This is a genomic window from Mycobacterium sp. 1164966.3 (genome assembly GCF_001665395.1).
Taxonomy (GTDB): domain Bacteria; phylum Actinomycetota; class Actinomycetes; order Mycobacteriales; family Mycobacteriaceae; genus Mycobacterium.
The window spans coordinates 54,646-66,661 of record NZ_LZSG01000060.1; the positions used below are offsets into that span (position 1 = coordinate 54,646).

The 12,016-nt window shown below is 62.3% G+C and carries 11 protein-coding genes; 8 read left to right on the forward strand and 3 right to left on the reverse strand.

Annotation, left to right across the window (positions count from 1 at the left end; translation table 11 throughout):
* Nucleotides 1–11: 11 nt before the first annotated feature.
* From A9W99_RS20865 to A9W99_RS20875, 3 genes are read left to right on the forward strand one after another with little or no spacing between them, the layout of a single operon-like run.
* Nucleotides 12–1,127 (forward strand): TauD/TfdA family dioxygenase, encoded by a 1,116-nt coding sequence (locus A9W99_RS20865; RefSeq protein ID WP_067382615.1) that lies wholly within the window; start codon nucleotides 12–14, stop codon nucleotides 1,125–1,127.
* Nucleotides 1,124–2,215, forward strand: a complete 1,092-nt coding sequence (locus A9W99_RS20870; protein ID WP_067382618.1) for a hydroxyacid dehydrogenase — start codon at nucleotides 1,124–1,126, stop codon at nucleotides 2,213–2,215. Before A9W99_RS20865 ends, A9W99_RS20870 begins: the two co-directional genes overlap by 4 nt.
* A complete protein-coding gene (locus tag A9W99_RS20875; protein ID WP_067382621.1) occupies nucleotides 2,212–3,036 on the forward strand; it encodes an enoyl-CoA hydratase/isomerase family protein in 825 nt (274 codons plus the stop codon). The genes A9W99_RS20870 and A9W99_RS20875 overlap by 4 nt, the downstream gene beginning before the upstream one ends.
* An 18-nt stretch (nucleotides 3,037–3,054) precedes the next feature.
* Here the strand turns inward: A9W99_RS20875 and A9W99_RS20880 are convergent, their stop codons facing one another.
* The gene (locus A9W99_RS20880) at nucleotides 3,055–4,242 is read right to left on the reverse strand and encodes an amidohydrolase family protein (RefSeq protein ID WP_067382656.1); all 1,188 of its coding nucleotides are present in this window, start codon (nucleotides 4,240–4,242) and stop codon (nucleotides 3,055–3,057) included.
* A gap of 189 nt (nucleotides 4,243–4,431) precedes the next feature.
* Here A9W99_RS20880 and A9W99_RS20885 point away from each other — a divergent pair, with 189 nt between their 5' ends.
* Nucleotides 4,432–5,256: a TetR/AcrR family transcriptional regulator gene (locus A9W99_RS20885; protein WP_067382624.1), complete on the forward strand. Its 825-nt coding sequence runs from the start codon at nucleotides 4,432–4,434 to the stop codon at nucleotides 5,254–5,256.
* On the opposite strand, the gene A9W99_RS20890 is transcribed toward A9W99_RS20885, so the two are convergent.
* The gene (locus A9W99_RS20890) at nucleotides 5,245–6,405 is read right to left on the reverse strand and encodes an acyl-CoA dehydrogenase family protein (RefSeq protein WP_067382625.1); all 1,161 of its coding nucleotides are present in this window, start codon (nucleotides 6,403–6,405) and stop codon (nucleotides 5,245–5,247) included. The two genes, A9W99_RS20885 and A9W99_RS20890, sit on opposite strands and share 12 nt — an antisense overlap.
* A 104-nt stretch (nucleotides 6,406–6,509) precedes the next feature.
* Between A9W99_RS20890 and A9W99_RS20895 the strand changes: the two genes are divergently transcribed.
* Complete coding sequence (locus tag A9W99_RS20895; RefSeq protein ID WP_067382627.1) at nucleotides 6,510–7,529, forward strand: acyl-CoA dehydrogenase; 1,020 nt, start codon at nucleotides 6,510–6,512, stop codon at nucleotides 7,527–7,529.
* 4 nt (nucleotides 7,530–7,533) lie between these two features.
* Here A9W99_RS20895 and A9W99_RS20900 read toward each other — a convergent pair whose 3' ends face one another.
* On the reverse strand, nucleotides 7,534–8,442 hold the full coding sequence (locus A9W99_RS20900; RefSeq protein WP_067382662.1) for an enoyl-CoA hydratase: 909 nt from the start codon (nucleotides 8,440–8,442) through the stop codon (nucleotides 7,534–7,536).
* A gap of 122 nt (nucleotides 8,443–8,564) precedes the next feature.
* On the opposite strand from A9W99_RS20900, the gene A9W99_RS20905 reads away from it, so the two are divergent.
* From A9W99_RS20905 to fadD4, 3 genes are read left to right on the forward strand one after another with little or no spacing between them, the layout of a single operon-like run.
* Nucleotides 8,565–9,650, forward strand: coding sequence for a dihydrodipicolinate reductase (locus A9W99_RS20905; RefSeq protein WP_067382659.1), 1,086 nt, complete (start codon nucleotides 8,565–8,567; stop codon nucleotides 9,648–9,650).
* A 44-nt stretch (nucleotides 9,651–9,694) separates the two neighbouring features.
* Entirely contained in the window at nucleotides 9,695–10,306 is a 612-nt protein-coding gene (locus tag A9W99_RS20910; RefSeq protein WP_067382630.1) for a nitroreductase family protein, read from the forward strand.
* An 18-nt stretch (nucleotides 10,307–10,324) separates the two neighbouring features.
* On the forward strand, nucleotides 10,325–11,854 hold the full coding sequence (gene fadD4, locus A9W99_RS20915; RefSeq protein ID WP_067382633.1) for a fatty-acid--CoA ligase FadD4: 1,530 nt from the start codon (nucleotides 10,325–10,327) through the stop codon (nucleotides 11,852–11,854).
* Nucleotides 11,855–12,016 lie beyond the last annotated feature (162 nt).

Sequence of the window (12,016 nt, forward strand, 5' to 3'; positions counted from 1 at the left end):
CAGGAGGACGGATGCCCACCGCGATCTACCAACAGCAAGTCACCGACTCGATGTCCTGGACCGGCGCGGACTTTACGGGCAAGGACGATTTCGCCTTCGACCTATCGGCGCGCAACGTGGCTGCCCTGGAATCGATCTTGGCTAAGACTTCAAAAAAGGGTCGCGACGACATCACCCCCGAGGATGCCCGCCACTCCGATCTTGATGATGACCTGGCGCGGCTGTATCGCGACCTGATGTTCGGTAAGGGCCTGGCGTGCGTGCGTGGGTTTCCGGTCGAACAGCACTCGATCGACGATCTCGAGCGAATCTACTGGGCATTCTGCACGCACCTCGGCTACCTCGTGTCGAACAACTCGTTCGGACACCGGATGGTGCGCGTTCAGGAGGAGGTGCTGCCCAACGGCGTGCAGCCCGCGCGTGGCACTAAGTCTCGTGCCGAGCTGGCCATGCACAACGACGCGGCTGACATCCTGTCGCTTTTGTGCGTCTACCCGGCGGCCACAGGCGGCGAAAGCCAGTTCGCGAGCGGACCGGCGGCGCACAACCGGATTCTCAACGAGCGGCCGGACCTGCTTCCAGTGCTGTATCAAGGATTTCCGCACCACCGGCGCAGCGAGCAGCCCGACGACCAGCCAGACGTGACACCGTACGACGTCCCAGTGTTCTCCCAGATCGACGGCAGGATCTGCATTAACTTCACCTACAGCAGCATCCTGCCGGCAATGCACGCACTCGGCCGGGAGTTCACACCCGAACAAACCGAGGCGATCGAATTGCTGCGCACCATTCTGGTCGAGCAGCAAGTTGAGTTCCGGCTCGAATCGGGCGAGGCAGCGGTGGCGAACAACTTCGCTATGTGCCATTCGCGTTCCGATTTCGTCAGCAGCAACGATCCGAAGAAGGCCCGCTGCTTCTTGCGCGCATGGATGGAGGTGCCGCGGAAAGACCGACGACTGCCGATCGGGCGCGAGTACTTCCACATGGAGAACAAGGACCTGCGGCTGGGGTATGACGTAGTCCCCGGCCGGGACGGCTCGATTGCGCGCAACGATTACAAGAATGTCAACGCCGAACTCGCCGACATGTTCAAGGCCGCACAGGCGAAACCCAAGCTGAAGCAATGAGCCAAAGCCCAACGCCGAGGCTTGTCTACGAGCGATGGACCGACCCCATCGCCGGGGAAGTTCTCGAGTCGGCCGACATCGACGTCGTCAAACTCGACCTGAATGCGCCGACTGAGGACGGTTGGGCGGTAATGGAATCCGCTCACGGATACCAAGTCGCCACGCGCACTGATGTGGCGTCCCACCCCGAGGGCGAACAGTGGTTGGTGGGTCCTGCCCTGGTCCAACGCTGCGCTGAGCTGATCGCTGTCTGTTCGGCGGGCGCCGGTTACGACGTGATCGACGTCGAGGCGTGCACCAGGGCCGGAATCGCGGTGTGCAACAACTCCGGTCCCGGTGCGGAGGCCGTCGCCGAACATGCGCTGGGCTTCATGCTCGATCTTGCCAAGAAGATCACCGTCTCCGACCGCGCACTACGTAGCGGACCGCTCGGCGACCGCTTGGCCCTGCGGGGCAGTCAGTTGCTCGGAAAAACACTCGGGGTGGTCGGTCTCGGTGCCATCGGTGGCCGCCTGGTCGAGCTGTGCGCGCCCTTCGGGATGGACATTCTGGCCTACGATCCGTATGTCGACCAAGCGGCCGCCGCCGCGCGCGGCGTGACGTTGGTGGAACTCGCCGAGCTGGTCGGGCGCTCCGATTTTGTTCAGGTCACCTGTCCGCTCACGGCTGAGACACGTGGCTTGTTCGGGCCCGAACAGTTCGCCGCGATGAAGCCCTCCGCGTTCTTCATCACTACCGCGCGCGGTCCCGTGCACGACGAAGACGCGCTGTACGACGCCTTGGTCACCGGAGGCATCGCAGGGGCGGCCCTCGACGTGTTCCACGACGAGCCGCCGCGGCCAGACAATCCGTTGCTGGGCCTCGACAATGTCATTGCGACACCGCATGTCGCAGGCATCACCGTGGAAGCCGCCCGCGACATCGCCGTGGCCACCGCGACCCAATGGCAAATGATCTTCGAGGGCCGCATGCCGCCCCGGCTGCTGAATCCCGATGTCTGGCCGCGCTACTGTGAGAGATTCAACGATATCTTCGGTTTTCGTCCCAGCGCCGCAACGGCTTTGGAGAAAGAGAGCCACAGCAGGTGACGGATTACGACACTCTCGAATTCGAGGTGCGGGGTCACACGGCGTGCGTAACGTTGAACCGGCCCGAGGTACTCAATGCCATCAACGACGAGATGATCGCAGAGCTCGCCGAGGTGTACGCCGAAATCGAACGCTCCCAAGATATCTGGACGGTCATCATCACTGGCGCCGGGCGCGCGCTGTGCGTCGGAGCTGACGTCAACAAGGCTGCCGACCATGACATGGAGAACGCAGCGGGAATTGACAACCAGGGCGAGCCCATCCTGAGCTCGATGCGGCAATGGGATGCGCCGCAGGAGGCGACGCCGCCCTGGCTTCAGATGACCAAGCCGATCATCTGTGCGGTAAACGGCATCGCCTGCGGCGCCGGCATGGACTTGGTCACCACTGCCGACATCACCGTTGCCTCCGAGCGCGCGACGTTGATGGATCCGCACGTCAGCATCGGTGTGAGCTCCGGGCGCGAAGGGGTCAGGCTGGCCCGGATCCTGCCGCTGCCGGTCGCGATGCGGTTGATTTTGATGGGCAAACACGAACAACTCGACGCGCAGCGCGCATACGACTTGGGCGTTTTCACCGAAGTGGTCGCTCACGATAAACTCATGGATCGGGCGTGGGAGATAGCCGAGATCGTGAATTCCAATGCGCCGCTGGCGGTGCGGGGTTCACGGATGGCCGTGCGTAAGGGTTTGACATTGCCCATCTACGAAGCCGAGCTGCTCGCCGAGAATTACCGCATGAAGGTCGCCCTGACGAAGGATGCCATCGAAGGCCCACGCGCCTTCCTCGAGAAGCGTCAGCCGAACTGGAAGGCACGCTAGCGCAGCAACTCCGGAGCGTTATGCCATGCCGAAGAACGCTTTGGCGTTGGTGGACAGCACCTTTCGCTTGGTCTCCTCGTCCAAACCCTCCGTCGCCTTGTTGGCGACCTCCATGCTGTGCGGCCAGTTGGTGTCGTTGTGCGGGTAGTCGGTCTCGAACATGAGCTGGTCCTCACCGACTAGGTCGAGGATGCGGAAGGCGACAGGGTCGCCGAACGTGGAGAACCATACGCGACCGGGCACTTGAGTACTGGGTGGTTCGGTCAGCAGCGGGTGGATTCCGCCCCACGCCCGACGATCCTCCCAGACTTCGTCGACTCGTTGCAGGTAGTAGGGGATCCAGCCCGCTTGCGCTTCGGCGAACGCCAGCTTGAGGTTTGGGAATTGCTTGAGCTTGCCGGAGAACAGCCAGTCGACCAGCGCGATGGTGCAATTGACCGCCATCAGCGCACTGGTCACGACATGCGGCGAGTCGGGAGAGGACTTGGTGAGCGACGAACTCGATCCGATGTGCAGCATGATGCCCACTTGATTTCGCTCGCACGCGGCGAAGAATGGGTCCCAATAACCGCTGTGAATCGACGGCAGGTCGAGACGAGAAGGCAGTTCGGAGAAGCACACTGCGTGCATGCCACGCGCGGCCACCCTGTCCACCTCCTTTGCGGCGAGCTCGACGTCCCAAAGCGGGATGATGCCAAGGGGAATCAGCCGACCGTTCGAGCTGCCGCCCCACTCATCGATCTGGAAGTCGTTGTAGGCCTCAACGCAGAGCTTGGCGAGCTCCTTGTCCTTGCCGTACAGGAAGCGCTGGCCGCAGAAGCGGACGAGCGTGTTGGGGAAGCATGCCGACGCCTCGATGCCTGCAATGTCCATGTCGGCGAGCCGGTCGGCCGGGCGAAAGCAACCCGGGCGCATCTCGTCGTAGGTGATCGGGTCGGTGGTGAGCTCGTCGAGTTCGTAGCCGGCCGCCGCGCTGATGAGCGGGATCGGGATGACGGCATCCTCGTAGTGCCAGATGTCTGCGTCGCGACCCGCGTCGTCTTCGACGAACGCGACATCGGAAGTCACAGAAGGATCCATCCGCCCGCGGGTCCGAACGATCCGCGGTCCGATGTCGCGATAGCGCTCAGGCAGCCGGCTGGTCCACAGATCGGCAGGCTCTACCAAATGGTCGTCCGGCGAGACAATTCGGATGTCTGTGCTCAACACTGCGCTCCTTCGGCGTACAGGTTTCACCTACGAAACCCTGATTCCCGCAGACGAGAATAACCGTTTCCAGAGTAACGCATGGCCGCACGACCGCCATGCCCGCACCGGCACGATTCGAAGCCAATCAACATACCGGTGTAGGTTGATTCGGCGAATCCACCTGGGAACGCGTATTCTCAAGCAATCATGACTGCAAAGAAGCGCCCCGCACAGGACACCGAAGCCAGCCTTGAGATCGTCGACGCCGACCTCGGCGAGATGCCGACGAGTTGGCAGGAAAGAACGATAGAGCGGCGTCTTTCCGCCGCCCGAGCCCGTGCGCTGGCACGCAGCTCGAGATTTCTTGCCACTGCGCTGGAGTTGGTCGAGGAGTCTGGGCGCGCCGATTTCACCATCCAAACTCTGATCGATCGGTCGAACTTGAGCCTGCGCGCGTTCTATCAACACTTTGCGGGCAAGGAAGAGCTCCTGCTTGCGCTCTACGAGAACGCCACGAGTCAGTTCATCGAAGCCATCCGCCATGAGGTTGCCATGGCAGACGGTCCGATGGAACAACTCGAGGCGTTCTGCCGTGGATTTCTCTCCCGGGCCGAGTCATCCGAGGCGATCGGCGGCCGGGTGATGACGATCTACAACTTGAGCTTGGAGATTGAGCGGCCTGCCGACTTCGCGAAGATCTGGGAGCCGCACCAGAAGCTGCTCACGAAGATCCTCACCGCATGCTCGCGTGCCGGGTTGATCCGAAAAGACTTGACACCAGCGCAGTTGACGACGCTGCTGAACTCGACACTCATTGCACTCGCCCAGATCGGAGTCTTCCACCTGGGGGTCAAGGGCGCAGAGCTGGCCGAGGATCAGTTATGGGCCTGGTGCAAGCAAGCCCTCACGCCGCCGGCTGATTCCGCTAAGCCCAAGGCCGTGGCCGCCAAGACTGCCGGGAAGCGAAGCACGGCCGCTAAGACTGTGGCAAAGCGAAGCACGGCTCGTAAGCCTCGAAAGCTAACGGGGTAGGCCCAGTCCGCGCTGGGCGATGATGGAGCGCTGAACTTCGCTTGTGCCCGCATAGATTGTGGTGCCCAATGCGAATCGCATGAGGTATTCGAAACGGCCTTGCTCCGGGGCCGTCGGCTCGAAGTAGCTTCGCGCCGCGTCCGGCCCTACCAGTTCCATCACGTCCTGGCTGGCGCGCACAAGTGCTTCGGTGCTGAACACCTTGGACATCGGTCCCTCCGCTACCGGGTTCTGCCCGGTCACGGTCATCCAGACGCAGCGACGAAGGAGAAGTCTCGAAACCTCGTCTTCCATTGCCACCCTGGCGATTCGCCGCCGTACGTCGGTCTGGCAGAGCTGTGGCGACCCGTCGCCGGATTGAGTGTTCGCCGCCCACCGTTCGACGTGCTGCAGCAGCCGAGAAATATGCGGCCCCCACCCGGATGCGTGCTCGTCCTGCAGCGACAGCCCCATCACCTGCCAGCCCGCGTCGACATCGCCGACGCGCCACTCGTCTGAAACACGGACGTCGCTGTAGAACGTGACGTTGGTGCGTTCGCCGGAAAGGGTCCATACCGCTTGGGCTTCGAATCCCTCGGAGTCGCGCGGTACGAGAAACATGGTGAGTCCCTTGTGTTTGGGTTTGTCGGGACTTGTGCGTGCCAGCAGAAACACGTAGTCGGCGATGTGACCGTTTGTGGTGAACATCTTGGAGCCGTTGATGACCCATTGGTCGCCATCGCGCACGGCCTTTGTGGTCGCCGCTGCGACATCCGAGCCGCATTCGGGTTCGGTGAAGCCCAGTGCAATGGTGATATCGCCCTTCATCGCACCGCCGAGAATGCGGCCCTTCATCTCCGGTGTACCGACGGCTCGGATGATCGACGCCACCATTCGGGTGGTCTCCGAGAGGTACATGGGTGCTTCCGCTTGCATGAGTTCCTCTCGGAGAACCTGCTCGTCCCATGCATCGCCGTTCTGGCCGCCGAATTCGGTCGGCCAGCTTGGGGCGAAATAACCTTCGTCCACCAGCCCCTTGGCGAAATCGTCGTCGTGCGAAACGCCGCTGCGGTAGATCCGCTCTTCGGACTCGGGCGTCATGACTTTTGCGAGGTAGCTGCGTACTCCGTCGCCGTATGCCTGGGTGTCGGCGTCGAGCTGAAAGTGCATGAATCAGAACCAATCTGTATCACAACAGGCCCCATGGCCGGCCGCGCGATAATGTTACTCTCATTTGTGAGAGTAACCATATCCGCATGTGATGGGACCTAAGCGTGGACCTGAGCCTCTCCAGCGAACAGCGCCAGCTCGTCGACTCGTTCGCCGCGATGTATGCGCGCGAGTCGACGTCGCAGCGTGTCCGGGCTGCGGAGCCCTTAGGGTTCGATTCCCGGCTGTGGAAGGCATTGCTAGACACCGGTGCCGTGCAGATGGCCGTCGGTGACGCCGCCGATGGCTGGGGTGCATCCGAGCTCGAATTGGCCTTGATCGCCGAGCAGTACGGTCGGGCGCTCGCATCCGCCCCGGTTATCGAGGCCCAAGTCGCAGCCAGGCTGCTCGCCAGGTCTGGGGATACCGGCGCCGCTCTGCTGGCGGAAACCATGGCCGGTGACAACCTCGTCAGCTTTGCCCCGCGCGTCGCACGAGACGGTGCACTCGGCCTGGTACCCGCCGGCGCCGTCGCGGATACGGTGGTGGCACTTTCGGGCGAGCGCCTGATCGCGGTGCCACTCGGCGAGAACCGTCGAGTCGTGCAGAATCTCGGCTCGCTTCCACTGGCCGATATCACGGTCGAGGACGCGGTCTTGGTGCTTGCTGAGGGAGACGCGGCACAGCGGATCTTCTCCGATGCACTGGATCTGTGGCTGGCCCTGACCGCGTCAGCGCTCGCGGGTGCGGCGAAGAAGGCCGTCGAACTGGGTGTCGAGTACGCCAAGCAGCGACGGGCATTCGGGACCCCGATTGGATCTTTTCAAGCGGTGTCTCATCCGTTGGCGGACAGCGCCACTGCGGCCGACGGCGCGCTGCTGCTGGCGCTCGAGGCCGCGTGCGCATTCGTCGACGAGCCGGAGCGCGTGACCGAGCTGGCAGCCATGGCATTCGCCTTCGCATACGAGACTGCGCGCGACGCGACCCAGCGCAGCCTGCATATCCATGGTGGCTACGGGTTCAGCATGGAAGGCGACATCCAGCTGTACTACCGCCGGGTCCGGGGTTGGGCGATGGTGTACGGCGAATCGGCCGTCGCCCTCGATCGCGTCGCGGACGCCCGCTACGGGGCCGTGGCGAACTGAACTGTCACGCCTCGGCTCGCACTCGGTCTTTGACCGACAGAACTATCGGGGGAGCGGTTCGCCAATTCGGCACGCCCTGCTCCTCGCCGGCAGTGGCACGCTTGTCATCCCGTACGCCGACCCAGTGTGAGTGGTTCAGCTGGTGCAGAGTGAAGCAGGACTGCAGGGCGTTGTAGAAGCCCATGTTGTCCACGGACTGATTGACCGACTCCTTGATAAGCAGAGCCGCCATCGTCGGCACCTTGGCGATGCGACGAGCCATTTCGAGTGTGCGGTCGGATAGCTCCTCTCGTTTGAAGATTTTGCTGACCATGCCAAGTCGGTGGGCCTCCTCGATGTCGATCGCATCGCCGGTCAGCATCAGTTCCTTGGTGCGGCGGGGGCCGAACTCCCACGGGTGCCCGAAGTACTCCATGCCGCACATACCGAGCCGGGTACCGACGACATCGGCGAAGCGCACCTCTTGGCTTCCCACGATCAAGTCGCATGCCCAGATCAGCATCAGGCCCGCAGAGAACACGTCTCCGTGGACCTGCGCGATCGTGATCTTGCGCAGGTTTCGCCAGCGCAGGTTGTTCTGGAAGAAGTAGTGCCACTCCTGCAGCATGATCTTCTCCGCGCCCTCTCGAGTCCCGCCGTTGATAGCCGCCGTCGGGTGCTGACCCGGTCCAGGAGTGAACTCGGCGCGGGCCTGCTTCGAGCCGATGTCATGGCCGGAGGAGAACATTGGCCCCTCACCGGCGAGGATGACGACGCGGACATTGTCGTCGGCCTCGGCATGGGCGAAAGCGTCGTCGAGTTCGACCAACATTCCGCGGTTTTGCGCGTTGCGTTGCTCCGGACGGTTCAACGAGATTCGGACGATCTGGCCGCCGTCGAACGTCTCCCACTTCAAGAACTCGTAATCAGTCATTGTCTCCTCCATGGTTCTTCTGCGGCAATGGTGTTATCAGTATCCGAGAAGGTATGTTCTCACAGGTTGGACGGGGTCAACCGGGAAGAGAGCAGATGACGGACTGCCAACGTAAGCCGCGGGTGATTCTTTGGGGTCCCGGTCAAGTCGGGGTCGGCGCTTTGCGCGCGCTGATCGCCCATCCGGGGTTGGACCTCGTCGGCGTGGTAGTGCACGCCGAGGCCAAAGAGGGTAAGGATGCCGGCGATCTGTGCGGGATGCCCGTGACCGGCGTCATCGCCACCCGTGACGTCGATACCGCATTGGCTCTCGATGCCGACGTCGTCGCTTACTTCGCGTCGGGCGACTATCGGTACCACGAGGCAGCCCAGGACATCGCGCGCTGCCTACGCGCAGGGAAGAACGTCGTGTGTACCTCGCTGGTGCCGATGTGTTATCCACCCGCCGCCGACAAGCAGACCGTCGATCTCATTTCGGCTGCATGCGAAGAGGGCGGCACAAGTTTCTTCAACAGTGGGGTCGACCCCGGCTGGGCCAACGATGTCATCGCGTTGACGATGACGGGATTCAGCAGCCGTGTCGACACCATCACCATGCTCGAGATACTCGATTACGGTCCCATCAACCAACCCGACATCATGTTCGACTTCATGGGATTCGGCCACCCGCCGGACCACCCGGCGCCGTTGTTCGACACCGCGCGCCTGGCCGCGTTGTGGGCGCCGATCGTACATTTAGTTGCGGACGGCGTTGGCTTGCCGCTCGATCGCGTCGACACAACCATCGAGAAATGGTTGGCCACAGAGCGATACGAGGTTGCGTCGGGCTGGATCGAGCCGGGCACGATGGGCGGAATGCGATTCAAGCTCGCTGGAATTGTCGACGGTGAGGAGCGGGTGGTGCTAGAGCACATCACTCGCATGGGTGAAGGGTCGGCTCCAGAGTGGCCGCGGCACCCGTCGCCGCGCGGTGGGTATCGCGTCATTGTCGACGGTCTACCCACGTACACGGTTGACATTGAAATGCACGGACGGGGAAACAATATGCGGGGCTTGACATATGCGACGGTGATGCGGGAACTCAATGCGATCCCGGCAGTCATCGCAGCGCCACCGGGTGTCCTGTCGACGCTCGATCTACCACTAATCACGGGCCCGGTCCGCGGCGGGACGTGGCACGGAGTGCTTCCCGCGGCGGTGAAGTCGTGACCGAACAAGCTGTCTCGCAAACATCGACGGACCTGTGGGAGGTCATGCGTACGGCATCGGCTGTGCGGCGCTACCGTGACGAGCCCGTCTCGGACGAGGTGATCGAAACCTGCCTGCGCGCGGCGAGTTGGGCTCCGTCCGGAGGCAATCAGCAGCCGTGGAAGTTCGTCGTACTGAACGCGCAAAGCTTGCGCGACGTGATAACGGTTGCGGCCCAGAAGACTTGGGACGTGATGACCGAGTTTTATTCGATTTCGATGCCCGGGGACGAGGCCGACGACCCAAAATCGCGCGTTCTGCGAGCGATGGCCGAGCACATGAGTGTCGGTGGCGCGGCACCTGTGCTTGTGCTGTTCTGCGTTCAGCCGCAGCGTGGAACCACTGAACTTCAGCAGGCGGGTTCGATCTTTCCTGCAGTGCAGAACTTTCTGCTGGCAGCGCGCGCGCAAGGCCTTGGCGCGGCTATCACCCTTTGGCACGATTCCTGCCAGGACCAACTGCGGTCGATGGTCGGAATTCCTGACGATTGGAAGATCGCAACTTTGCTTACGGTGGGCTGGCCCAAGGGTGGCCACCATCCTGTGCGGCGCAAACCTCTTGATGAAGTGGCGGCGATCGATCGTTGGGATAAGCCCTGGAACAGGGCAACACCATGACGGTCCGAGGGGTCCGGGATGCAGCTGCGTGATCACGCAGATTCCGCCAAACCGGCAGTGATCCTTCATCCCTCCGGCGCCATAGTGAGCTTCGCATGCCTCGAAGCCAACGCGAACAGACTCGCTCACTCCCTGCGAAGATCGGGCCTGGTAGCCGGGGACACGGTCGCAGTGCTCATGGAAAATAACCAACACATCCACGCGGTGATGTGGGCGGCCAAGCGGAGCGGCCTGTACTACACGCTGGTCAACACCCATCTGAGCCACTCCGAGATCGCCTACATCGTAAAAGACAGCGGGGCGAAAGCCATTATCTCCTCACGAGCGATGCGAAATGTGTGTCAACAACTGTCCCAACAACTTCCGACCGCATTGCCGGACATTGCGCTGGTCGCCGATGACGACCTCATCGGCTGGCAGCGCTATCCTCAATGCGCGGCCTCAGAGCCTTGGACGCCGATTGCCGATGAGTGCGATGGGCAGCTTCTGCAGTACTCGGCGGGCAGCACTGGTCGCCCGAAGGGAATCCGCCGACCTTTGAACCCGCTGGGTACGGGTTTTTCGAATTTGTCGACGCCCGTCTTCGAGGCGCTTGGAGTGCGGGCTGACTCGGTCTACTTGAGCCCTGCTCCGACGTACCACACCGCGCCGGCGATGTGGACCATGGCAGCGCAAGCCGCCGGCGCGACAACGGTTCTCATGGAAAGCTTTGATGCCGAAAATGCTCTCGCATGCATAGAGCGCTACGGTGTCACGCACGCACAGTTCGTGCCGACGATGTTTGTGCGGATGCTGCGACTGCCCGAAAAAACCCGGATGCGCTACGACCTATCGACTTTGCAACGTGTCGTCCACGCTGCCGCTCCGTGTCCACCTGAGATCAAACGCCAAATGATTGACTGGTGGGGTCCGATAGTCGACGAGTACTACGGCTCCTCTGAAGGTGCCGGTACCTCGTTCATCCGTGCCGATGAGTGGCTTGCCCACCCAGGATCGGTGGGCAAGCCCATGCGTGGTACGGCGCACATCCTCGATGACGCCGGAAACGAGCTCGGACCGAGGCAAATTGGTGAAATCTACTTCGAGGGCGGCTATCCGTTCGAGTACCTCAACGACAAGGCGAATACCGCCGCGGCGCGAAGTCCCGAAGGCTGGGTCACCGTCGGGGACGTCGGCTACCTCGACGACGAGGGCTACCTCTACCTCACTGATCGCCGCAACTACATGATCATCTCCGGTGGGGTGAACATCTACCCGCAGGAGATTGAGAACCAGCTCATCAGCCACCCGCTGGTCGTCGACGCCGCCGTATTCGGCGTGCCGGATCCGGTCATGGGGGAGTCGGTGACCGCCGTTGTGCAGTTGGCTGATCCGACTCTGGCATCAAGCGGACTCGGCGATGAGTTGATCGCGTGGCTTCGCAATCGCATAGCGCATTACAAGTGTCCGCGGGCGATGCATTTCGAGAGTCAGCTGCCCCGGACCGACGCAGGCAAGCTTTACAAGAGGGAACTGATCGACAAGTACACCGGAGTCAGCGGGGACTAGCCAATCTGAGCGGCGCCGGCAAACGCCCAGAGGCCGGTCGCAGTTCTTCACGCTAGCGCGAATCTCGACACTCACGCGCTACGTAAGATCAGCGCGGTTGTACCACTCCGCCTGGCGGGTGCTCGTCGACGTCGTCGAGGATCAGCTCGCGCACGGCGGGAC